The following is a 23,142-nucleotide window of genomic DNA, read 5'->3' as shown; positions in this document are numbered from 1 at the left end:
TCTTTATCTATATCTATTATGCTTAAATGCCCAGGTCCAATTTAGGTCTGGTCTGCCAGGGTTTTCCGCCAGTAATAGAGGGTAAAGGAAATGGTAAAGACTAGGGTGATAAGCTCAACCACAATCATGGTGGCCCAAGCTCCCTCAACACCATACTGACTAGCTAGGAAGGAAATGATGGGCGGAATCAAGATCAGACTTCGCAAGAGGGAAATCAACATGGAGGCAAAGGCCCGCTCTATAGCAGCGAGCAGGTAAATGGCCAAGATATTTAAACCAGCTAAGATAATGGACAGGCTAAAGAACCGGATCCCCTGGCTGGCCAGCATAGCCATTTCTGGATTGTCATTCCGGTTAAAGAGAGAGACGATCTGGTCAGTAAAGGACAAATTGATGGTCATTAATACCCCGCCAACCAAGGCAATGGCCAAAATGCTGAATTTAACCAGGCGCTTAACGGTTTGGCCCCGGGTCATGCCATAGTACCGGCTAATTAAGGGCTGTACTCCCTGGCCCATGCCTTGGAAGATTAAAAGGGCCACCAGGTTGATATTGGCAACCACTGCATAGGCTGACACCCCCACATCCCCGACTAAGACCAGCATGGCTTGGTTAAAGAAGACAATAATCATGCCTGAAGCCAGTTCGTTGAGGAGGGATGAGAAACCGATAGAAAAGATCCGTCGCAAGCGGTCCAGGTGGAAGCGGAAAGGAGCAAAAGCGAGTTTGCGCTTGGTATAATTGAGGTGGAGGGTCAAAACAGCCAGGGTAATAGCCGGTGAGAGGATGGTGGCAAAGGAGGCCCCTGCCATCCCCCAATTAAACCAGTAAATATAAATGTAATCCAGTATAATATTACTAAAGGCACCCGACATCAAAGCCATGGTAGCTAGCCTAGGATTGTTGTCATTTCGGACGAAAGAAACGAAAGTATTTGCTATAATAAAAAAGGGACCATAGAAGGCATGGATAATAAAGTACTCTTGGGCCAGGCCAATGGTTTGACCAGATGCCCCGAAGAAATAAAGAATGGGTTCATTAAAGACCAAAAGGAGAAGGCAGACAATTGTAGCCACAATTGCCGCTAACTTAACGGTAAAGGTAAAGATCCCATTCGCCCGGTTCAAGTCTCCCTGGCCCCGGACGATAGAGTAGAGGGCGGCTCCCCCAACCCCGATCATCCAACCAGTCCCGTGGAGTATGTTGCCGATGGGGATGGCAACATTTAAGGCTGCAACCGCTTCCTGGCCAATCCCGTTTGCAATAAAAAAGGTATCGGCTAAGATGAAAATGGCCACGCCAATCATCGAAACCATACCGGAAGATATGTATTCGAAAAATTCAGCCAAGAGCGGGTGTTTCTGACTTGCCACTGGCTGCACTCCCCTTTCTTAGAATCCACCCTAGCTTACCAGTCAATTCAAAACTGAGCAAGGATCTCATTGTTCACAGGAGGAACTCATGACATGAAAGCAGAAAATAGAGAAAGCAACCTTCGCCCAATCCAGGCACAAGACATCCCCGCCATTGAGGCCATCATGGGCCAGGAATGGTACCAAGACATCTTACAAAGGGACAAGGAAGCAGGCCAAGCCTGTGTCCATTTCGATGTCCAATCCTGTCTAAATGCCAGTAGCTTCGGCCTGGTCGCCTTAGTCCAAGGTCAAGTTGTCGGAGTCATTATGGCAAGGTCTGACAGGGACAAACTAAACTTGCGACTTTTAAAATGCCGATACTACACCTGCTTTAATGACCCTCCTGGCCAAAGATCAAAGTATCCGCCAAGAATTGATCGACGACTACTACTTGGAACAAAAGACTTACCGAAGCTTAGAAGAAGCTTCTGACTTAGTCTACCAAGGGGAGATCACCCTTTTTATCCTGGCTCCTAGTGCCCGGGGTCAAGGCCTTGGTCGCCAGCTCTTCCAGGCTACCTTAGCCTACTTCAAAGACCAGGGAGTAGACTATTACTTCCTCCATACTGACGAGGACTGCACCATTTCCTTTTACCAAAAGGCTGGACTTCGACAGGCCCAGGCCATCCAGGTCCAAGATAGCCGGCAAGTGCCTCTCTATTACTACCTCTATGACAATGGTCCAAGCTAGCTAGCAACCCTAGTCCGGGGTTTCTGGGTCTTCCACCCTGTCCAATTCCTGGTAAAATTGGTCTAAATAAGTCAACATAAACTGATGGCGGTCCTGGGCCAAGGCCTGACCGGTTTCGGTATTCATCTGGTCTTTAAGCAGTAATAGCTTCTGGTAGAAATGATTAATGGTAGCCTTGGCCAAATCTCCTGAGTCATCCTGCAAACGCGGGTCAGAAGCCGGGTCCCAAATAACTTGGCCAAGGCTCCCTCCATAAGTAAAAGCCCGGGCTATGCCAATAGCTCCCATGGCATCTAAGCGGTCGGCATCCTGGACAATTTGCTCCTCGACCGACAAACTTTCTTGGGCAAGCTGTTTGTGGTAGGAAATGGACTGGACGCAGGCTAAAATTTGCTCCATCTTGCTTTGGGACAGACCCAGACCTTCCAAAAAGTAAGCAATTTTTTCCAAGCCAGCCTCCTCATCCCCTAATTTCTCATCCGCCAGGTCATGAAGGAGGGCTGTCATTTGGACAATAAACAAGTCCCCTTCCCCTTCTTGGCTGTGGATATAACAAGCCATCTGCCAGACCCTTTGGATGTGGAACCAATCATGGCCAGTCCCCTCCCTGGACGTTTGACTTTTGACAAAATTAACCGTTTCTTCAATAGCCTGGTCACTAAAACTCATACTTCCACCTCACAGTTCTTTAGAAAGGACTTCTAGCTTGAAAGTTATCGTTGATGGGGATGCTTGTCCCGTTAAAGATATCATCATAGAAGAAAGCCAAGGCCAAGAGGTATCTGTCCTTATTGTCTCTAGCTTTGACCATTACAGCCTAACCCCTTATCCCGACCATGTCCAATGCTTGTATGTGGAAAAGGGCCGGGATGCCGTGGACTTTAAGATTGTCCAATTGGCCCAGGCCCAGGATATCGTCGTCACCCAAGACTACGGCCTGGCCTTGATCTTGGTCAACAAGGTCAGCTATGTCCTCCACCACACTGGTTTTATCTACACAGATAAGTTACTGGACGGCCTCATCCAAGGTCGTTACTATAGCCAACAAGCCCGTAAAAAAAGGCAGCGGGTCAAGGGACCAGCCCCCTTGAAAGAAGCAGACAGGAAGGCCTTTCGCCAAACTCTCCACTCTATAATCACTACCCTTTAATCTTAGCGGTTAAAAAGTCGGGCCCAAAACCCTTTGGCCTCTTGTTTTTCTTTGTACTCCAATAATTCCGTCTTGTCTTCCAAAGCCGCATTCAATTGCTTCTGGGTTACGGCTTGGAGTTGTTGCTGCTGGTCCAAGAGACGGTTAAGTTCATCGATTTGGTCTGCCTGACGACCATTGCGGCTATTGGATTCCCTGATCTGGGATTCTTTTTCGTCAATTTTAAGCTTAAGCTGGTCAATTTCAGCCTCCAAGTCTTCAATCTTTTGGGAAAGGTCCTGGCTAGCACTGGTTAAGTCTTCTTCATTGGCTGGTTTACCTGTAATGGATTCAATCAAGCCTGCTTGTTCCTCTTCCGTTAAGACAATGATCCCCCGGGCATTTTTGGTCCGGTCAGTTGAAGCAACCTTCTTTAAATGATTATGTACAGTTTGCTTGGTTACGTCCAAACGATCGGCAAACTCTTGGATGGTCGGGTAGTCACTCATGGCTTCACCTACTTCCTAAAGACCATAACCACAAGGCTAGGGTCGGCCTTTGTCAATTTTGGTCAAATTTTACATCTATTTTGCCACATTTGACAAGGGCTGTCAAGTTTAGACCTTAGGGATAATATCTGTCCAATCTGACCTAGGTCAACGGCTAAAGACCAACTATCTACTGTAAAAAGTTGGACAGGATTTGGACAATGGTTTTTGCAGGTCAATCCGCCTAATTTGCCAAGCTTGCCAGCTGAATAAAGATAACCGAAGCAATCGAGCTACATTCAATAGAAATAATTCTTATTAAAGCTTATAATAAGTCTAGGAGGTGGGTCTTATGGCCAAAAAGCTATTGACTTTCATACTTTCACTGGTCTTGCTTTCAGCATGTTCCCTCTTTGGCCAAGGGGGAGGAGTGGGGGCAGCTTCGGCTACAATCAAAATCACAGTCAGCGACCAGGCCGGCATTGAACGGGAAGTCCGCTTTCAAGAGGGGGACCCCCTACTGGAAGTGATGAAAGACCATTTTGACATCAAAACCAACGAGTCAGACACCGAAATCCTAGCCATTGACCAATTCGATACCCAGGAAGATGAAGAAGGGGCCTACTGGATTTACCGGGTGAACCAGATGGAAGCCCGGACTTCTCCCGACCAGTATGAGCTAAAAGACGGCGACCAAGTCGAATGGGTCTACTGGTCCTATAAGTCAGCTGATAATCCATAAAGCCGATACAAGAGTTGGGAAAGCCATTTTGAGATAAAGTAACCAGGCTAGTTACAAAGACTATTTCACCCTTTAATTATAGGACCCTTATGAAAGTGTTTTTTAGAGTTTTATACAGAATCTGACGGAAAAAGTTGATCAACAATTTAGCTGATAAAAGTTGTTTTTCTAAACACCATGTGCTATATTTTAGAAAACAATTTTGCTTTAGGCCCACTTGTCTTAGCTACTCCATAGGAAAGTTCCTCCTATTACATGGACTTGGAAGCCTTAGTTGAATAGATTTCAATGACAAGTACAGGGGATAGGACTATTCCTATCCCCTTTTATAAGCCAATAAAAAGGAGTTGGGCTAGTGGAATTACTAAAATTAACTGCTAAGCGGATGCTTTTTAACAAATTAACCTTGATTTTACTGTTCTTGTTTTTTGTTTTAGTCCTCATGGATAGTTTTCTTTACTTGACTACCTTAGCCTATACTCCTGAAACAGGCTATGCTTTTCCTCATGCTTTAGAGGTCTTTATTACCAGGCACGACGAATCAACCTCCATTTTGCCTCTGTTCCTTCCTTTCTTTGTCTTTGGGATTGCTGGGGATTATTTTTTCACTGATAAAAGCAGTGGCATGATGACCTTATCTGCCCTACGTATTGGTAGACGCCACCAGCTCATAGTAAATATTCTAAGCACTTCTTTCATCACTGCTTCCCTCATTGGCTTACTCTATTCTGTCCTTTTGATAGCCTATCTTTTTATCTTCCCACTCCAAGAAAATAATATTATCCATACTTTCCTAGTAGAGGGACAATTTGCAGACCTTCCCCTCTATGCTTTTAGCTTAATTCTGGCCAACATATTGGCTGCCATCGCTTTCCAATTGACAGGGCAAGCGGTCGGCATGGTCGTTTCTAAAAAATCCCAGCTCTATATAGCCTTGTTTTTAATCATTTTTGCCATCCCTTATACCCACTATTATGCCTTAGATCCCCGGCAATTCCCTATTTTTAACTACACACCCATCATCTTTTTACTGCAAACCCTACAACTTCCCGACAACATTTTCAAAGTATTCATTTATTGGCTGGCTTACATTGCTTTAGATTTACTGGTCATTTTTACTCTATTCCACTATAAATACCTGCCATCACCAAAAAGAGGAGGCTAGCCATGTCAGAAAAAATTAAACTTGTTCAATTATCCAAACAATTTAAGAACCGTCAATTATTTCATCATATTAACGCTTCCTTTCCTAGTGCCAAAATCACAGCCTTGCTAGGACCAAATGGGTCAGGAAAAACGACCCTCTTAAAAATGATTTGTGGCCTGTCTTACCCTGATGAGGGTCAAGTATTACTAGATGGACAATTACTGGCTAAAGGGAAACTTGCCCCATCTGTCGGTTTGGTTCTCGGTAACCCTTCCTTTATCCCGACCCTATCTGGCTTTGATAACCTAAAATTTTTAGCCTCCTTAAAAAATCAATTGACTGACCAAGACATCCAAAATGTCATGGAAAAAGTGGGACTCATTCCCTCTTTAAAGACCAAAGTAAAAGATTATTCTTTAGGCATGAAGAGCCGACTCAGCCTGGCCCAAGCGATAATGGAAAACCCGGACATCTTTCTCCTAGATGAGCCTACTAACGCTCTTGACCAAGAGGGACTATCCTTGTTAAAAGATATATTGGTCGAATATAAAAATAAGGGGACCACTATTGTTTTAATCTCCCACGACAAGGATTTTATCCAAGACCTTTCAGATAAAGCTTACCAGATCAACCAGGCTGACTTACAGGAAGTCAGCCTATGATCAAGCTAGCTAGTCTAAAAAAACTGTCATTGCTACTTTTAATCTTTGCCTTGATTGGCCTTCTAGTCAGAATGGAGAGCCTTGAGTTCATGATGGCTGCCAATTTGCTAAACAGCCCTTCCGATCTTGGTTTAGTAGACTTAGTATTCAATCTTTTTACCCTCCCCTTACTCAGTATTTACTGGGTCCTCCCCCTTAGCTTTAGCTTATACTACTTAAATAGCTTTTCAGAGACTTTTGAGGATGATTTTTTTGATATCCTAGTCCTGCGTTTTGATAGCCGCCCAAAATTTTTATACCAGCAATTTAAGCAACTCCTAGAGATACTAGTGGAGTACTTGGTCTTGTTACTAGCCTCATGCTTACTCCTTTGGTTTTTACTGGGCCACCGACTAGAGGACAATCATTACCACTTTATTATTAACCAAACCCCTTCACCTCTTCTCATTGATTTTACTGTTGTAATGGTTTATATCATATTGGGTTTATTTATGGTTGGCTTATTGACCCTTTTTCTTTTCCTCCTAACCCAAAATGGCTTTGTCGTTAGCCTAGTTATCCTTGCCTTGTGTTTAAGCCATGCTGTCATCTACCTTATCAATCTACCAGATTACATTAGTGCCTTATTACCCTTTACCCAGTTTTCCAGGGCATCCAGCCAGATTTTCCAACCCTTTGGGCTGGCTGTCGACTGGTTTACTCCAATTTTTCAATTGACTTACTTAGTTCTGCTGATCCTTGTCCTTATTATAGCCAACACTCGGATCTTCAATCATTTTGAAAGATAGAATTGAAAGGACCAAGTCTATGCTCGGAAGAATCGTCATCGCCCACTTAAAAATAACTTTCAGCTTAAAACGCCTGGCCCTGTTCTGCCTAGCCCTCCTTTTATTTCTAGCTTTCCGGCTCATTAGCTTTCAAAATTATCTCCAACTATTCGACCGAGAAGCAAACTTAATGGATTGGCTTTTATATAGTACAGGGGGAGCTGTTGGCGACAACCGACTAGCCAGTGGCCTCTTCTTTTTCATCCTTCTTTTTTTGCTTCTAACTTTTAACTGGTCAATTCCAGGAAGCGATCCTTCCCTTTCTGCCATCCTTTTAACCAAGATAGAATCTCGCTTAAAGGGTTTATCTGCTTTCCTCCTTAGCCAAGTGGTATCAACTATTATTTCGCTTGCTATCATCCTGCTACTAGCATTAGTAATGGGTAGCTACTTTTTTCCGCCGGCTAGGGCAGGTCAATTCTTTCATTGGGTTGGCCCATTACAAACTTTTGAGATGGTCCTGGTATTTTTATCTGTAACGTTTGGAATCTCTATCTTGTCCATCCTCCATAACCTACAGTCTTTACTAACAGGACAAGATTCTGTTAATCTTTTTCTCAGCCTGGCCGGGCTTTTGGTCTTAATCTTTTTTCATATTTTTTGCCCCCTTTTAGACCCGGTCAACCCCGTCGGACAAGTGTCCTGGGCTAGCTATTTGTCAAATACCAGCTCACAGTTTTTCACAATCTTAGGTCCAACCGTCGTCTGGTCAATCATCCTTTTCACCTTGTATCAAACTACTCAAAAATCAGGTTAAGGTCTTGCCCTGGTCGCCACTAGCCCCACCATGACCAAATCAAACTTAAATTCTTATTGTTTACTGGCCGACTTTCTGATAGGATAAACATATAAACGATATTGCTAGGGGAGCTAGAGAGCTGAGAGTGGTTAAGACCAGACCCTTTGAACCTGTCACATTCGTATGTGCGGAGGGAAAGCAAGGCCTTTTTGGCATGCTTATTTTGCCTGCCCTTATCTTGAAAGGCCATCTCACTAGCTCCTTTGCTCAAGAAAGGAGTTTTTTTGTGGAAAATAATGCTACCCGGACCTTTGTGGAAGGGGCCTTGATGATCGCGGTCGCCCAGATCCTGTCTTTTATCCCAACTGGTATTGGGTCCTCATTCTCTGTGGACATTTCTTCTATCCCGATCATCTTATTCGCCCTCCGCCATGGCTGGAAAAAAGGGGTCATCGTTAGCCTAGCCTACGGTATTTTTAAAATCGCTATCGGAGACGTCCAGTGGCTGACCTTTACCCAAGGCATGATCGAATACACCATTCCCTACTTCTGTATGGGCTTTGCTGGGGTATTTGCTGGCCCATTGAAGAAGGCCTTGGCCCAAGACTCTGATAAAAGAGGGATCCAGATTATTTCGGTCGCTACCCTCTTTGCCATGGTCCTCCGCTACTTCTGGCACTTTGTAGCCGGTGTTATCTACTGGGGCGAATTTGCACCAGAGGGTTGGAATGAAGTGGTCTTCTCCGCTGTCTTTAACGGGGCAAGTGGACTAGCCACCGCTTTGGCTGTTATCCTCGTCATCGGCTTTTTATTCAAGTCTTCCCAGCGACTCTTTCGACCCAACTTCCGCTAAGATTATCGGGTTCTTGGCCTGGTAATGGCTGTACCAAGTCAAGGTAAAATTCCTCTCATATTATTCTTGCAATAATATTATTTTCCTGTATAATCTTACTTAATAAATCAAAGCGTCGATTGGACCAAGCTATTTTTATTGGCTTAGAGAGTCAGCATGTGGTGGAAGCTGAACCAATAAATATAGATACACACCCATGAGTTGTATAAAAAAATTATACCGTTAGTTACGTTACCACTGTGTTCAGACACACTGAGCCTCCCCCTTGCGAAAGGAGAGGAAATAAAGGTGGAACCACGGTTAGACGTCCTTTTTCTGAAAAGGGCGTCTTTTTTATCAACTTTTACAGGCAGGAATAGAAAGGATGAGACAGGTGAAAAACATTTGGCTTTACTTCATTGAAAGACGAAAGATCTACCATCATTGGACCAAGTTAGTCGCTAGCCATTTAACTTCAATACAAAAGGAGCATGACTATGTTAACAAATCCTGTCTTTTTATCCGTTGTGGTTGTCTTGGTCCTGTCTTTGGCCAAGCTCAACGTCTTAATTAGTCTAATCATCGGGGCCTTAGTGGCTGGCTTTTTGGCTGGCATCCCCCTCGGCCAAGTCATGGAGGTCTTAGTCTCTGGCATGGGCGGAAATGCGGAGACGGCCTTAAACTATATCCTCCTTGGTGCCCTGGCTGCCACCATTAGCCAAACTGGCCTAGACAAGGTCCTGGCCCAGAAGCTTGCCAAGGTCATTAAGAATAACGGTAAGGTCCTGGTCCTCCTCATCGGCCTTGTCAGTATATTCTCGCAAAACTTGATTCCCGTCCACATTGCTTTTATTCCCATCCTTATTCCGCCCCTCATCCCCTTGATGAACAAGATTAAAATCGACCGCCGGGCTGTGGCTTCTGCCTTAACCTTTGGCCTCAAGGCACCTTACTTGTCCATCCCGGCTGGTTACGGGCTCATCTTCCACGGCATCTTGCGGGACGAAATGTCTGCTAGTGGCTTACCGGTTGATTTAAATAACATCTGGCAAGTGATGTGGATCCCAGGTCTGGCCATGTTAGTTGGCTTCTTGGTCGCTGTCTTTATCTCCTACCGCAAAGATCGGGACTACGACATGGACCAAGTTGACCTGGACCAGGATGAGGCGGACTTATCCTTTACCTCTAGTCACTTAATGGCTCTAATTGCTGCTGTGTCTGCTTTGGCCATCCAGCTCACGATTGGGTCCTTGGCCCTAGGAGCTATTGTCGGCATTGGCCTGATGCTGTTGACCAAGGTGGTCACTTGGTCCAGTATTGACAAGATGTTAGACCGGGGAATCGGGATGATGGGCTATATTGCCTTTGTCATGCTAGTGGCAGCTGGTTACGGTGAAGTCATCCGGCAAAGTGGGGGGATTGAAGACCTGGTGGCAAGCATTGTCGACTTGGTAGGCAACACCCCCTTCCTGGCAGCAGTGGGCATGATCTTGGTTGGTCTCTTTATCACCTTAGGGATTGGGACTTCTTTTGGGACCATCCCCATTATTGCAGCTATCTATGTCCCCCTAGCCCTAGAGCTAGGCTTCAGCGGCCCAGCTACCATCCTCTTGGTGGGGACAGCCGCTGCTTTAGGGGATGCCGGTTCCCCAGCATCTGATTCCACCCTGGGACCCACTGCCGGCTTAAATGTCGACGGCCAGCACGACCACATCCAAGATACCGTTATTCCAACCTTCCTCCACTACAATACCGCCTTGATTCTTTTTGGACTGGTCGGTGCCAGTATCTTATAATCAATAAAGGAAACAAAAGACGGGTGCGAGTTGCACCTGTCTTTTTTTATTTTTATACCAAGGTCAAGTCTTTCTCAAATCAAAGGTCATGTTCAGCCACTCTTTATTTTAGCCAAAACGAAAGCAGGCCAAGCCCTTTAAATTAATGTAAATTCTTTTTACATTCCTTATTTCCTTTTGTGAAATGCTTACAAGTAGTCTATAATAGGATGTAAGCGTTGATATAATTTTTTTTAATAGAAAGAAGGGCTTTCATGAAAGCAGCAAGATTCTATAACGCAAAAGACATTCGGGTGGAAGAGGTGGACCGGGCGTCAGTCGGCCCAAATGATGTCTTATTGAAAGTAGCCTGGGCTGGTATTTGTGGCAGTGACTTGCATGAGTACAATGCAGGTCCCTTGAACATCCCTGGTGACAAACCAGACCCTTTAACTGGCCAAGTCAAACCCATTACCATGGGCCACGAGTTCTCTGGTATTGTCGAAGAAGTGGGACCTGACGTTCAGGATATCGAAGTTGGCGACAAGATTGCGGTTAACCCGATGATTTTAAGTGGTAAGCATGGTGGTGGCCTAATTGACATGTACCAAGGCGGGTCGACCATTGGGCTAGCTCAAGATGGGGGCTTTGCCGAATACGCTGTCTTTGATGCCAAACATGCTTACAAGTTAAACAAGGATACCAACTTAAAACTCGGTGCCCTAGTAGAGCCGATTGCAGTTGCTATGCAGGCCATCCGGGAAAGTGAATTGCAGTTTGGGGAATCAGTCGCAATCTTTGGTGTCGGCCCAATCGGTCTAGCCCTCATTATGGCAGCCCGGGTTGCAGGTGCGCGCGAAATCTTTGCCTTTGACCTATCTGACAAACGTTTAGAAAAAGCCAAAGAACTCGGAGCCACCCACACTATCAATTCCGGAAACCAAGACCCGGTTGAATACATCAAACAATACTATCCTTATGGTGTCGACCGAACCTTTGAAGTGGCAGGGGTGGATGTCGTCTTCAAGCAAGCCATCCGAGCTACTCGACCGCGAGGAATGGTCAATGTAGTCTCTATTTACGAAACCGGCATCGAATTTAACCCAATGTGGTTGACCATTTCCGGTGTCCACATTTCAACTAGCTTGGGCTATGAAGACGATATCTTTGAATTAACCATCAATATGATTGAGAGCGGTCAACTGGACCCATGGCCTTTAATTACCGATCAAATCGAATTAGACAATATTGTGAAAGATGGTTTTGAACAGTTACAAAATGACAAGAGCCAGGCTAAAATCCTCGTTCAATTGAGCGGAGAAGAATAACCAAGACCCTCCAAAGTCAAAAGCTCCCAACCAGAGGCTGGGAGCTTTTTTAACTTTTATTCTTTAATGGACTGGTAGTCAACCGTTAGACCTTTTTTGACACCAGGCCGGTCAGCAATTTTTTTTGCCCAATTTCTTAAGTGAGTGTACTCTGTTACGTTAAGGAATTCGTCTGACCGCTTATATAAGTTGCCCAAGACCAGTTCCCCATACCACGGCCAAATTGCGATATCAGCTATCGTGTACTGGTCACCAGCAATAAAGGGTCGGTCAGCTAAGACCTTATCCAAGAGGTCTAACTGCCGTTTGGTCTCCTTGGTAAAGCGGTCAATTGGGTATTCCATGGCTTGGGAAATGTGGGCAAAGAAGTGGCCGAACCCGCCACCCACATAAGGGGCCGCCCCGATTTGCCAGTAGAGCCAGTTGAGTGTCTCTGTTTTTTGATGGATTTCCTCTGGTAGGAAGTGGCCATATTTCTGAGCTAAATACTGAAGGATCGACCCGGATTCAAATAATTTCAGGTTAGGGTCAAGACTCTGATCCACCATAGCCGGTATCTTAGAGTTAGGGTTGAGCTTGACAAAGTCAGACCCAAACTGGTCCCCCTTGGTAATATCAATCTTATACAAGTCATAGTCAATATCCTTACCTAATTCTTTCAACTCTTCTAAGATAATGGAAATTTTCTTCCCATTTGGTGTCCCCAAGGAATAAACTTGCAAGGGAGCATCTCCGACCGGCAAGTCTTGGTCAAAGCGGGGACCGGCTGTCGGGCGGTTACCGGAAAGATCAGGATTTTCTTCATTCCATTCCCAAACTTTTGGGATTTGATAGTCAGACATCTTATCAGCCTCCTAATAATCTGGTCGTCATAGCTTACTTTCTCATTATACTAAAAGCCTGGCCGACCTTTAAAAGATATGCCTCATCAAGACTTTTGCCCAGCCAAGCCCAGTCTAAAAAACTTTACACAAGCTTAACCCTAGCTTTTTGACATCCCGGTCTAGAGTAATCAAACATATGTGACACCCGCTTCTAGGAATAACGCTTGTTAGCCTAAACAACCAACTCATTTTTTCGCCCTGCCGGTCAAGGAGGAAAGCGTAGCGGTCCTTGACCGGGAGAAGAAAAAATGTAAACTGATGAAGGCTAAGAAGCGACTTCTGCCCTATACTGATCGACCACTTGATTAGGACTTCGAAAATTGAGGACTTTTCGGACAATGTTATTATGGCGACTCATATACCGCTGGTGTTGCTTCTTCATATCCGCTTCCGATGTAAAAACGCGCTTACTATAAAAACGAACTTGATCTTCCCGGTGGCTTCTTTCGACCTTTCCGTTTTGCCAAGGGGAGTAGGGCCGGGTGGTTCGGTACTGAATGCCAAGCTCTTTTAAGCGTTGTTCAAACAAGGTCTTTTTCGTTGTTTTATCGGGATCGTTAACAAACTCAGCCCCTTTATCAGTTTGAACCATCTGAATTTGAAAGCCCAGCTGGTCTTGTAAATCAAGCAGAAATTGGGCCGTATGCGTGACACTTTTTTCGTCGACGATGGTACTGTGTCGTTTGCGAGAGAACTCATCAATGGCCGTGATTTGGTAGTAACGACGGTCATAACTCTCAAACTGAATGCATTCATGAGGGACGTATTTGATATCAATTTGGACTTTTTCACCGGGATAAGACACCGGGTCCGGTTGCCATTTTGATTTGGGATAGCGTTTGGGGACAGCTTCTTCCGACATCCCCCATTTGCGGTCTCTAATCTGCTTACTCATACTGCCATAGGACCGACGATAGCCCCTTTTCTGACATTCAACGTAAACCTGGGCAAGCCCTTCATGGCCATAGCGTTGATAAACTTTTTTAATCAAGGTCAGCTCCTCTTTTTGGTGCTGACGAGGATGGCTATGGGGCCGAGTGGACTGGTTTCGCAGACTTTCGACCGTGCCATCATAACGGTCACGCCACCGTTTGACCTGCATCCGGTTGGTGTGGTAACGGCGGGCTGCTTGGGCATTGTTGCCCTGTTTGATCGCATATTTTACAACTTTTTCGCGATAACGCATTTCTTCTGTTATAATAGCCATACGAGGATGCTTCCTTTCTGTTGGGTGCTAACTTCAGTATAGCAGAAGCATCCTCTTTTTTTGATGGTAAGTGTCACATAAGTATTATACTCTAACAAACCCTAGCTTTTTGACATCCCGGGGCTTTTATTTATAATTAAGTTTATGTGACAGGAAAGGATGATGCGTGATGGAAGGAAAACGCCAGGCAAAAGACCTCAACTTGGGTGACACTTTTGAAAGCGACAGCTACCTCGTAACTAAAGAAGAAATGATCGAATTTGCAAAAAAATACGACCCCCAATTTTTCCACGTGGATGAAGAATTGGCTAAGGAGGGCCCTTATGGGGAGTTGATTTCCAGTGGCCTCTTAACAGTCAACCTAGGCATGCGGCTATGGTTGGACAGCACCCGGGTCGAAAATGGCTGGGTTGGCTTTAAGACTGAATTAACCTGGGTTAAACCGGTTAAACCTGGAGACTCCATCCGGGTCAAATCTAAAATTAGTGAATTAAAACCTTCAAGCAAGAACCCCAACCGACTCAAGGTCGTCTTTGACCTCCAAGCACTCAACCAAGATGACCAAGTTGTCTTAGAACAATCAACTCTTTGCTTCACCTATCTTAAAAAGGATAGCCAAGAATAATATTAAACCTGCCGGAGCCAGGAGGAAGGGAGTCCCGGATTTTTCCTACCTATTCCATTCCAACCTTAAAAAGCCATGCCCATTGCAAGCGCTAAAAAGCGCTAGGGCGTGGCTTTTTTACTTTATGGTGCGTCTTTTAAGGTCCATTGGATCCGGCTGGTATACTGGCTTTCTGACTGGGCATAAATTGGATTGGTTCGGATAAGGAAGCCTTCTTCTTCTGCCCAGGTTACCTGTCTAAGGTAGTCCCCAACCCCCTCAAGGTTAGGGGACTGGTCACTGGCAACCTGGACGGCCTGGCCTTCCAAGAGCTGGAAGTTATTGGTGGAATTACTGTAATAATACAAGGCATTAGGCAATTGGTAGCCAGTCTGGTTGGTCAAGGGACTTAGGGCTTGTGCGGTTAGCTGCCAAGACCCTTCCGGCCGAGTATCTAAGACTTGGGCCTGGACAGGTTGGGTCTTAGGAATGACCTGGTTGGCTTGGTCTTTGATTTCGGTAGTCTGGAAGACTAGGTCATCCACTGAGAATAGTTCTAACCGGTTACCCTGGACTTCAACGTCTACCCAGCCTGACCGAACACTTCCCCGACGGGCTTGGAAGGTTAAAGTCGTCCCAACTGGAAAGGGCTGGTCCAATTCAAACTTGAAACGTCCGTTAGAATCTGTATCGGTGGCGGCAATAACTTCTGAGTCATCATCTAAGATAACAACCTCAGAATTGGCCTGGGCCTGACCAGTAATCTCTGTCGAAGTATCGTAGACTGGCTCATCCACTTTCGGATCATCCAAGCCTGCTATAAACTGCCACCGCCGCATCGTGCGGGGAAACTCTCTAGGGAAGACAGAACTGGATGGTGTCATATTCACATCGGTAAAGCTATCGGGAGTCAAAGTAAAGGACCCTTGATCAAATTGTCGGGTTTGGACCCCGGCATAAAGGTTATTAATATTCTCGGTCCAGGACCGCATTAATAAGTTACTTATTCTAAAGCGGTGGCTAGTATCCCTGGAAATGGTTAGGGTGTCAGGTTGCTCCGCCCTGAAATCCACTGATTCAGGTGCTTGTATGTTAAAGTCTGACTGCCCTAGCAGCCTAAAGGTATCCCCATTTTGACTGCTTGCTTCCCAACTAGCCTGGGGGTAGACATTAAACTGGGGCCGGTTCCGGTTAATGGCATTGTATTGGTAAACCGCACTCTCTCCCCCCTGAATGGTGGCTTTAGCCCCTTCTCTTAGGGTGAAGTTGAAGGCTTGCCGTCTAAAATAGAGGCCCCGGTTGGCTTCAATATCTAAATGGCCCCGGATATCCAGGTTAAAGACTTGGTCCGCATTATTATTGGTTCCAGACAAGCCCGACCATCTTTCGGAAAATAGGTTAAGTCGTGACCCGGGAGCGACTTCCATGTTAAAGTTGGACGTCCCCTCAATATTGATGGCATCATTATCGATCGACTCCAGGTTAACATTGGAATTTGTCCCAATCTCTAGTTGGATAGGCCCTGCCCCTGCAAAGGTATTGTGTAAGGCAGCATCCTTTGATTTAATCGTTAGGTTAACCCCATCACCGACAACGATCCCCTTAGGAAGGTTTCGGACATTCCCCTGGTCGAGTTGCTGGAGTCCAATTCCATTTGACCGTAAAACAACTTGGGCCCCATCATGGAAATGAGCTAGCCGGGTCCGGGTTATAAAGTCACGACTGGGAGGGGTGTTAACATTGATTTGACCATAGAAGTGGATAGTTGACTCCCAGGCAGAAAAGAGGTGGGCCCCATCAGGTAAATTATCATCGTTAAAGGTCACATCCTCCAGGTGGAAATTGTAAGGGTTAGACCGCATTCGCATGAAGCCCTCGTCATTATCTGAGTGACGGGTATAGATATTACTAAAATTCTTGACCACCATATCATCGATCCGGGTCCCAGTGTCAAAACCAGCAGCTTGGTTAATATGCAAACTAAAACCCTGGCCATCTAAGATCTTCCGCCGACTATTGGAGTCTACTCTCATATTAGGTCTTGCTCCTGAAGACCCTGAAATATCACTGGTCAGACGGACAATTTCAATGTTAGGATTTTCCATAGCCCTAATCAATTCAGTTAAGTTGGACACTTGAGCGACCGCAGCTGAGCTACTTGTTGGGCCTGGAGCCTGGCTAGGTGGTGCAGCAGCTCGGGACTGACCAATTGGCTGGTCGCCTTCTTCTGCATTCTCTTCGTCCTCAGCCTCTTCGTCCACTTCCTCATCACCAGGATCACCTGTGGCGTCCGCATCTTCTGAATCGTCTTCCGTCTCTACTTCCTCTTCCTCGTCAGAAGCACTTGCTTCATCCTCAGAATTTTCCGGGTCCTCCCCTTCTTCTCCTACAGACCGGTCCGAACCTTCTGGGTCAGACCCAGCTTCAGACTTGTCTTGGGCCTCGTCTTCAGTTTCTTCCTCAACATCAGATTCTTGTTCTCCAGCTTGGTCAGCATCCGGGTCTAGGTCTTCTGCCTCATCTAAGTCAACCAGGCCTTCAAAATTGAAGTCTCCCTCAAATTCCACCCGGTCTGGGGCCTGGTCTTCAGTAAAGACCGGACTTTTAAGTTCATTCTCACCTTGCTTGACTAAGATGTCATCTTCTTCCCTTAACCCAGGAATAGGGTCAAATTCAAATTGACCATCTTCTTCAACTAAGGTTTCGAATTCCTGGTCTTGGACCTCTAAGCTAATAGGGTGGTTGGGCAAGGCTTCCCCAGTGATGCTTTGGTCACCCACTAAAGGGGGGTCTAAGAAAAATTCAAAATCTTGACCAATCTGGTCTTGCCCCTGGACTGGCTGGACAGGCCAAGCAAGGAGGATAGATTGGACGAGCAAGATTAGGCTAGTCCCTATTTTTACAAGTTTTTTCACGTTACCCCTCCTTCAACTTACTTGGCTTGCAATTTACGCAGTAGGAAGACAATGACCAAAATGAGGATGAGGACTAGGACAATCGCACCAATGGCAATAGCAGTCCAGTTCCAGCCATCGTCAAGTTCAACTGCTTGTTCGTTTAATTCTTCCGATTGAACTTCTGTAATGGTAAAATCTTGGGAAAATTCCCAATCTTCTTCCTCATTGGACAAGTTAGCATGGTAGGTGTAGTCCCCAGGCTCCAAGGGCTCCTGGTTGAAAAGGACTGGGAACTTGAAGACATTGTTGGGCCCGATAGAAAAGTTATCCACTTCCCGTTCATACAAGACTTCCTCGCTGCCCACCTGGGTGACATAAGCGTGGAAGTTAACCCCTTCAACCAAGACAGGGGTTTTATTAGCAAACTCAGCATCCACACCGGTTTGGTAGTTAATCAAGTCCGCTTCCACCCAATTCAGTTCTAATTCTGGGTCGATCTCCTCAACTGATTTTTTATCCGCCCAGGCTTGGTCTTGGTCACCATCTTCTTCAGGGTCAGCTTGAACAATGTTGACCCCAACAACATAGGCATATTCATTTTCAAAACCGAGGCCTGCTTCTTCCTCACCCTCAGCTTGGCCATCGTTTTCTTCATCATCGATCAGACGGAAGAAGATTCCCCCAAGAATTTGACCGTTAAAGCCTTCTTCTGGGATGTCCACATCGATAATGGCCCGCTTGGAGTCCTCCGGGGCAATGGTTATTTCTTCCTCATAGACCCGGCTGATTTCGTCAAAGGGGGCTTCCATACTGTCATCATACTCTTCAATAGTACCGTCATAGGTGATAATCCCATTACTGTTACTGGCTCCAAAGTTGGTTTCTACCGCCACTTTTATCTCCTCACTCGAAGAGTTGAAGACATCAACTTCTAAGGCTTGAGAAGCACCCGGTTCCATTTCAATATCAAAATAGGAAACCTGGTCATTGACCTGGTTGTCGGGCAAGAGGGCCTGGACCGAATAAGGAACAGCTTGTCCCTCATCTTGACCATGGACAGTAGTGGCAAAAAGGGCAAACAAGCTTGACAAGACAAGTAAAAGCGATAATATTTTTTTCTTCATAAATTCACTAACCCCTATGATTAAATAAAAACATCTCTATTAAAATAGAGACGTTTTTATTTAAAATGTATTCTCCCTTATTGACCTGGTGCATCAGTCAAGGTCCAGGTTAAGGTTGAAGTGTGTTCACCTGGTGAAGCAGCAGCTTCTGGAACAGTCAATTCTACTTTAGAGTCAGTTGTTAATCCCTCTTCTTTCAACCAACGTATTGCCCATGAGCCAACACCCTGACCTGGTGTAGCAGTCGCAACTTGAGTCGCTTCATTATTGGTCTCAACTTCAATTGGGTCAGAGACAGTAGGTGCTAAAAGTGGGTTGATTCTTGAAACAGCTTCCCCACCAGTAAAGGTTAACGTAGCACCTGGAAGACTTGTTTCAGCACCCAATAGTCCGCTAGTAGTAAATGGGGCTGCTTGGACAGTTAAGTTCCAGCCTTCACTTGTACCACGACGGTCAGAAACTTGGACAAATGGTGCTGGGTTTGTAGCCTCATAGGTTTGCTTTTCGACTGAAAATTCGTGGCTACCAAAGTTCAAGTTTGACACCCAGTCTATAGTCAAGGGACCAGTTTGGCCAGTACCGCCTTGTTCATCATTGTCTTCACCTGGATTTTCAGGGTCTATAATAGATGGAGTGTCCTGGGGTTGGGTGAATTCAACAGTAGCGTCAGAATTTGCTGAACGCGGTTCGTAGTCTCCTGGTGCTGCATCAACAGTTTTACTTAAAACAGGGAGTAGGACTAAGCCTGCTAAAAGACTCCCTTTTACAAAGTGTTTCACTTTCATTCACAATCTCTCCTTTTTACAAGTTCTTTAAATAACAATAGTTAAGCCGATTATATCGAAACTAATCTAGCAAATCAAGGGCTTATTATAATTCTTAATAATTAATTTTTCTTCTTTGAAAACCATATTTTTCCTAGAAGAAAGCTCATAAAAGACTAGTTCCCACTAACCAAATCATTTTAAGCACAAGTGTAATCGTCATGCTTATCCCGCTAATGAGAATAAGAAACTCTACTTATCAACTAACCCCCTAACTCAGTGAGAATAAACGTCGTATTTTCTCACCTCGTCCAAGCTGACTATCCATAAACTCTTACCTTTCTCAGACCAAGTCTGCTTAACTAGGAAGACCTTGGGCTCAAAAAACCTCCATCAAAGTCAAAACCCACCCTTATCCTAAAGTAAGAGGGTGGGCTTGGGGTCTTTATGCTTTTATTTTTCGCTCTTTTTCAAATTGCTGCCGGGCCTGGTCATAGTGTTGGTATAAGAGGACAAAACCAGTAAACTTGGTCGACTCCCAAGGCTTGTCCCGGCCGCAGAAGTGGAGGATGGCTGTGTTTTGCGCCGTCCACTCGGGGGTGTATTCTTGGTCGCTTTTTAGGTAATAGCGGGTGTATTTGCGGGTATCGTAGTTCCATTTTTCTTCGGCCAATAGCTTGGTGTGCTTGCCGTAAAGGTGGTTGAAGATGTCTTGGTCGGGCAAGAGCAGAAGCTTGTCGAACTTGTTGACGGCAGCAAAGATCTCATCCGGGTCAACTACCTGGCGGGCCCGGTCCAAGTCCATCAAGATAACCCCTGTATTGAAATAATCATGTTCAGTCTGCAAGCGGACCCGGTTAATCCCGCCCACCATATCTGTAAAGCCCTTGTGGGAGGCTGCCGCAAAGCAATTACCCGCCAAGTCGGTATGCCAAAGCTCTTCAATCCGGTTAATCACCAAAATATCTGGGTCCAGGTAGAGGACCCGGCCCAAATCAGCTGGCAGGATAAAGGGGGCTAGAAGTCTAAAGTACATTTCACGTGGGTAGCGGTTGGTGACAGCCGCATTTTGAAAATCCTGGTCCTTGACCTTAATGGCCTGAAAGTCAGCTCCCAGGTCTTGGCAGTATGATCGGATTTCTTCAAGGGCTGACTCGCTAACCTGTTGGTGTAATAGCCATAGTTTAAAAGCTTGGTCTGGATTGTTTTGGATGAGGGAGTAAAACATGGTCTTAAAGGGTGGGATATAATTTTCATCAAAAGAAACCAGGACCGAGATAGCCTGCTGGGACATACCATCTTCCTTTCATTCTAGGATTTTTTCCTGAGTCAAAATATCTAAGCCAAGTTCTAACCGTTACTCTATCTTAGCATAGAACAAACCAAAACCCTATGAAAAAATGGGGCTTCAGTAGCTTTTACCCAAGCCATTTTAACTGGCCAAAAACCCCAATCCCAACTGACACTTTCCTAGCTTTGACTTCCTTCCAATACAATTTCCCCTTTTTGTAGCTGACCCGTATGCAAGTAGGTAAAAGTGCATGATCTTAGCCACAAATGGCCATTTTTGCATCTTTCATGTTTGGATCATTCTACCTATACTATAATTAGAAATCAAGGGAGATGGAGGTCTTGGCAGTATCACTCCTTCAAAAACCCCCTGATCAACAGGCAGGTGATGCAAATAGGTACAATTGAAATTGTCTTATTAGCTATTGCAATATCACTAGATGTTTTTGCTGCCATGGTGATCCAAGGTTCCATGCTCTCACGCATAAACTACCTTAACTTACTTAAAGTTGGTATTCTCTTTGGATCTTGGCAGACTGTGACTGTTGGTCTGAGTAATGTCATTACTGGTCGGTTGATCGACTATGGTATACCCATTGATCAAAGGGCAGTCCAAGACATCCTCTTGATTTTTGCAATAGGAATATTTACCATTTTGGGTTTGTTTATGATCTGGAAGTACCGCCACAAGGACACCATACTTGAGCGAAGGGTCGACCAACTTAGTATGACCAAGATCCTATCTTTGGCGGTGATCACCAGCATCGATGCCATCTTAGTCGGCATGGGACTGGGGGCCTTGGATGTTTCAATTTTTGAAATTCTCCTCCCCTTTATCATCTTTAGTATCCTAGCCGTCTTCTTAGGTATCTATGTCGGCCACTGGTTTGGCTTTGAAGAAAAACCAGTCGCCCACTATGTTGCTGGGACCATCTTCTTGGTCATCAGCGTCGACCTACTCTTCAGATTGGTAAGTATCTAGTCGACCAATTAGGAGGTGGAATAAATGGAAGATAGCGGACTAAGCAATACGGCCGGATTATGGATCGGTTGGATCGGGATTATTATCGGTGTGATCGGCTTCTTCTGGCAACCAGTGTGGTTGGGAATTATCGCTTTAGTTTTAGGTATTATCAATTTATTCTCCCCACAAAAAGCCCTTGCTTGGGTAGCCATCGCAATCGGGGCTATTGCCTTGATTATCGCCATGGTCTGACAAGTTTAGGCTAAGACAGATGATGACTTTGTAAGTTCGAACCACAATGCTTTAGGAGGCGTTTGTATGTCACAAGAACCAGGAAACACAAACCAAGCACCTAATAACAACAGTGGACTAAGTGATACAGCAGGCTTATGGCTCGGTTGGATCGGGATTATCGTCGGTGTCATCGGCTTTTTCTGGCAACCAATCTGGCTCGGTATTATTGCTGCTGTCCTTGGTATCATAGGACTCTTCTCTCCACAAAAAGGTGTCAACTGGGCCGCTATTATTATCGGTGTGATCGCCCTCATAATCGGCCTGGTCTGATAAACTCATTTGCTAACTCCTTATAAATATTTAACCGGCTTCAAGCCTTCAAGGGACCTGTCTCAGTCCCTTGGGGGCTTGAAGTTTTTTTGCAGATAAACAAACTAGTCTTATTTATTTATTATACAATTGACTGATCAACTTTGCTTAAGCTTAATATTCTTCTATTTACCAAGTGGTTTTCGTGTTAAAAAGAGCCGCATAATGTTAAAATGAGGTTAAGAACGGATACAAGGCAGGTGGTTTTTTTGGCCGAGGAGAGAAATACCCAAGACTTACTGGTCGCTAGCTTCAAGTCCCTGATGATGAAGATCCCCTTTAAAAAAATCACCATCAAAAAAATAACAGATGGTGCTGGTGTCATCCGCCCAACTTTTTACAACTACTTCTCCGACAAGTTTATGATCTTTGAACAAATCTTGGACCAGGAATTGTTCAAGACCCTCTACTCCTTGGTTGAAATTAACATGGTCACCGAAATCATCCCGGTTATCTTTGCCTACTTCAATAAAAACAAAGACTTCTACAAAAAGGCCTTCAACATCGAAGGACAGCCCAACTTCATTAGCATCTTATCAGATAAGATCGAGACCTTTGCCATTTACCTCCTCCAAGAACTTCCCCTCCAAGATGAGGAGGCCATCCAAACCTTAGGCATGGAAAATGTGGCCAAGTTCTACACTAATGGCCTAGTCCAGGTCCTCTACCACTACTGCCACAACCTCAACGATGACTATGATATCGACTTTTACATCCATGCTTATACTTATTTGGCCAGCCACTCCCTGACTGATATTTTTGAAATCCCCTTGGAATAAGACTGGTAAGCCACTAAATTGAATCGAGTAGGAGACTAGCCATTAATTGGCTAGTCGACCTCTCACACCACCGTGCGTACGGTTCCGTACACGGCGGTTCAATATCTTGCGTAAGCAGACTCAGCGATAGTGCTTAGTGGAACTAAGCCCCACTTGCTGAGTCTTTCTGTTGTTATTGCACGATGAAATTCATGTGTGCATGACAGTCGCCAGTACTTTTTGCGTGAATACGCAATCCGTTTGGCTGAATC

General features: G+C 45.2%; 24 protein-coding genes and 1 riboswitch. Of the genes, 15 read left to right on the top strand and 9 right to left on the bottom strand.

All coding sequences use genetic code 11. From position 1 onward, the window contains the following. Nucleotides 1–41 precede the first annotated feature (41 nt). The gene (locus tag HMPREF9698_RS04030; RefSeq protein ID WP_003777555.1) at nucleotides 42–1,373 is read right to left on the bottom strand and encodes an MATE family efflux transporter; all 1,332 of its coding nucleotides are present in this window, start codon (nucleotides 1,371–1,373) and stop codon (nucleotides 42–44) included. A gap of 376 nt (nucleotides 1,374–1,749) precedes the next feature. Between HMPREF9698_RS04030 and HMPREF9698_RS04025 the strand changes: the two genes are divergently transcribed. Continuing rightward, nucleotides 1,750–2,106 (top strand): GNAT family N-acetyltransferase, encoded by a 357-nt coding sequence (locus tag HMPREF9698_RS04025; RefSeq protein ID WP_003777554.1) that lies wholly within the window; start codon nucleotides 1,750–1,752, stop codon nucleotides 2,104–2,106. Between the two features lie 9 nt (nucleotides 2,107–2,115). On the opposite strand, the gene HMPREF9698_RS04020 is transcribed toward HMPREF9698_RS04025, so the two are convergent. Beyond that, nucleotides 2,116–2,775, bottom strand: a complete 660-nt coding sequence (locus HMPREF9698_RS04020) for an HD domain-containing protein (protein WP_003777551.1) — start codon at nucleotides 2,773–2,775, stop codon at nucleotides 2,116–2,118. A 37-nt stretch (nucleotides 2,776–2,812) separates the two neighbouring features. On the opposite strand from HMPREF9698_RS04020, the gene HMPREF9698_RS04015 reads away from it, so the two are divergent. Further along, on the top strand, nucleotides 2,813–3,256 hold the full coding sequence (locus HMPREF9698_RS04015) for a YaiI/YqxD family protein (protein WP_003777549.1): 444 nt from the start codon (nucleotides 2,813–2,815) through the stop codon (nucleotides 3,254–3,256). 2 nt (nucleotides 3,257–3,258) lie between these two features. On the opposite strand, the gene HMPREF9698_RS04010 is transcribed toward HMPREF9698_RS04015, so the two are convergent. Then, nucleotides 3,259–3,744: a hypothetical protein gene (locus HMPREF9698_RS04010; protein ID WP_003777547.1), complete on the bottom strand. Its 486-nt coding sequence runs from the start codon at nucleotides 3,742–3,744 to the stop codon at nucleotides 3,259–3,261. A gap of 331 nt (nucleotides 3,745–4,075) precedes the next feature. Between HMPREF9698_RS04010 and HMPREF9698_RS04005 the strand changes: the two genes are divergently transcribed. From HMPREF9698_RS04005 to HMPREF9698_RS03965, 8 genes are all read left to right on the top strand, one after another. Further along, the gene (locus tag HMPREF9698_RS04005; protein ID WP_003777545.1) at nucleotides 4,076–4,465 is read left to right on the top strand and encodes a DUF4430 domain-containing protein; all 390 of its coding nucleotides are present in this window, start codon (nucleotides 4,076–4,078) and stop codon (nucleotides 4,463–4,465) included. Between the two features lie 355 nt (nucleotides 4,466–4,820). Then, nucleotides 4,821–5,630: a hypothetical protein gene (locus tag HMPREF9698_RS04000; RefSeq protein WP_003777543.1), complete on the top strand. Its 810-nt coding sequence runs from the start codon at nucleotides 4,821–4,823 to the stop codon at nucleotides 5,628–5,630. A 2-nt stretch (nucleotides 5,631–5,632) separates the two neighbouring features. After that, entirely contained in the window at nucleotides 5,633–6,274 is a 642-nt protein-coding gene (locus HMPREF9698_RS03995) for an ABC transporter ATP-binding protein (protein ID WP_003777541.1), read from the top strand. Between the two features lie 89 nt (nucleotides 6,275–6,363). Beyond that, entirely contained in the window at nucleotides 6,364–7,062 is a 699-nt protein-coding gene (locus tag HMPREF9698_RS03990; protein WP_147292213.1) for a hypothetical protein, read from the top strand. Between the two features lie 169 nt (nucleotides 7,063–7,231). Continuing rightward, entirely contained in the window at nucleotides 7,232–7,858 is a 627-nt protein-coding gene (locus tag HMPREF9698_RS03985) for a hypothetical protein (RefSeq protein ID WP_156795139.1), read from the top strand. A 96-nt stretch (nucleotides 7,859–7,954) separates the two neighbouring features. Then, a riboswitch (TPP riboswitch) is annotated at nucleotides 7,955–8,054 on the top strand. A gap of 72 nt (nucleotides 8,055–8,126) precedes the next feature. Further along, the gene (gene thiT, locus HMPREF9698_RS03975; protein ID WP_003777530.1) at nucleotides 8,127–8,693 is read left to right on the top strand and encodes an energy-coupled thiamine transporter ThiT; all 567 of its coding nucleotides are present in this window, start codon (nucleotides 8,127–8,129) and stop codon (nucleotides 8,691–8,693) included. 476 nt (nucleotides 8,694–9,169) lie between these two features. After that, complete coding sequence (locus HMPREF9698_RS03970) at nucleotides 9,170–10,468, top strand: Na+/H+ antiporter family protein (protein WP_003777529.1); 1,299 nt, start codon at nucleotides 9,170–9,172, stop codon at nucleotides 10,466–10,468. 254 nt (nucleotides 10,469–10,722) lie between these two features. After that, complete coding sequence (locus tag HMPREF9698_RS03965) at nucleotides 10,723–11,775, top strand: 2,3-butanediol dehydrogenase (protein ID WP_003777527.1); 1,053 nt, start codon at nucleotides 10,723–10,725, stop codon at nucleotides 11,773–11,775. Nucleotides 11,776–11,831: 56 nt separating this feature from the next. On the opposite strand, the gene yghU is transcribed toward HMPREF9698_RS03965, so the two are convergent. Together yghU and HMPREF9698_RS03955 are read right to left on the bottom strand one after the other, a co-directional pair. Beyond that, nucleotides 11,832–12,617, bottom strand: coding sequence for a glutathione-dependent disulfide-bond oxidoreductase (gene yghU, locus HMPREF9698_RS03960; protein WP_003777526.1), 786 nt, complete (start codon nucleotides 12,615–12,617; stop codon nucleotides 11,832–11,834). Between the two features lie 307 nt (nucleotides 12,618–12,924). Continuing rightward, nucleotides 12,925–13,866, bottom strand: a complete 942-nt coding sequence (locus HMPREF9698_RS03955; RefSeq protein ID WP_003777525.1) for an IS481 family transposase — start codon at nucleotides 13,864–13,866, stop codon at nucleotides 12,925–12,927. Nucleotides 13,867–14,035: 169 nt separating this feature from the next. Between HMPREF9698_RS03955 and HMPREF9698_RS03950 the strand changes: the two genes are divergently transcribed. Beyond that, nucleotides 14,036–14,491, top strand: coding sequence for a MaoC/PaaZ C-terminal domain-containing protein (locus tag HMPREF9698_RS03950; RefSeq protein ID WP_003777523.1), 456 nt, complete (start codon nucleotides 14,036–14,038; stop codon nucleotides 14,489–14,491). 122 nt (nucleotides 14,492–14,613) lie between these two features. Here the strand turns inward: HMPREF9698_RS03950 and HMPREF9698_RS03945 are convergent, their stop codons facing one another. The 4 genes from HMPREF9698_RS03945 to HMPREF9698_RS03930 all read right to left on the bottom strand — a co-directional run bounded on the left by HMPREF9698_RS03945 (nucleotide 14,614) and on the right by HMPREF9698_RS03930 (nucleotide 20,549). Beyond that, entirely contained in the window at nucleotides 14,614–17,385 is a 2,772-nt protein-coding gene (locus HMPREF9698_RS03945) for an Ig-like domain-containing protein (RefSeq protein ID WP_003777521.1), read from the bottom strand. 17 nt (nucleotides 17,386–17,402) lie between these two features. After that, nucleotides 17,403–18,491, bottom strand: coding sequence for a WxLIP family cell surface protein (locus HMPREF9698_RS03940; RefSeq protein ID WP_003777519.1), 1,089 nt, complete (start codon nucleotides 18,489–18,491; stop codon nucleotides 17,403–17,405). Between the two features lie 77 nt (nucleotides 18,492–18,568). Further along, nucleotides 18,569–19,276 carry a WxL domain-containing protein gene (locus HMPREF9698_RS03935; protein WP_003777517.1) on the bottom strand — a complete coding sequence of 236 codons (708 nt, stop codon included), beginning with the start codon at nucleotides 19,274–19,276 and terminating at the stop codon, nucleotides 18,569–18,571. Nucleotides 19,277–19,700: 424 nt separating this feature from the next. Beyond that, nucleotides 19,701–20,549 (bottom strand): glycosyltransferase family 8 protein, encoded by an 849-nt coding sequence (locus tag HMPREF9698_RS03930; protein ID WP_003777515.1) that lies wholly within the window; start codon nucleotides 20,547–20,549, stop codon nucleotides 19,701–19,703. 384 nt (nucleotides 20,550–20,933) lie between these two features. On the opposite strand from HMPREF9698_RS03930, the gene HMPREF9698_RS03925 reads away from it, so the two are divergent. The 4 genes from HMPREF9698_RS03925 (at nucleotide 20,934) to HMPREF9698_RS08435 (ending at nucleotide 22,891) form a co-directional block, all read left to right on the top strand. After that, nucleotides 20,934–21,527 carry a manganese efflux pump MntP gene (locus tag HMPREF9698_RS03925; protein ID WP_003777513.1) on the top strand — a complete coding sequence of 198 codons (594 nt, stop codon included), beginning with the start codon at nucleotides 20,934–20,936 and terminating at the stop codon, nucleotides 21,525–21,527. Between the two features lie 24 nt (nucleotides 21,528–21,551). Further along, on the top strand, nucleotides 21,552–21,761 hold the full coding sequence (locus HMPREF9698_RS03920) for a hypothetical protein (RefSeq protein WP_003777510.1): 210 nt from the start codon (nucleotides 21,552–21,554) through the stop codon (nucleotides 21,759–21,761). 66 nt (nucleotides 21,762–21,827) lie between these two features. Continuing rightward, a complete protein-coding gene (locus tag HMPREF9698_RS03915) occupies nucleotides 21,828–22,073 on the top strand; it encodes a hypothetical protein (RefSeq protein ID WP_003777507.1) in 246 nt (81 codons plus the stop codon). A 248-nt stretch (nucleotides 22,074–22,321) separates the two neighbouring features. After that, nucleotides 22,322–22,891: a TetR/AcrR family transcriptional regulator gene (locus HMPREF9698_RS08435; RefSeq protein ID WP_003777505.1), complete on the top strand. Its 570-nt coding sequence runs from the start codon at nucleotides 22,322–22,324 to the stop codon at nucleotides 22,889–22,891. The last annotated feature ends 251 nt before the right edge of the window (nucleotides 22,892–23,142 follow it).

The organism is Alloiococcus otitis ATCC 51267, from assembly GCF_000315445.1.
Lineage (GTDB): Bacteria > Bacillota > Bacilli > Lactobacillales > Carnobacteriaceae_A > Alloiococcus > Alloiococcus otitis.
The sequence above is the reverse complement of the archived record's forward strand: the minus strand, read 5'-3'. Positions and strand labels throughout refer to the sequence as shown.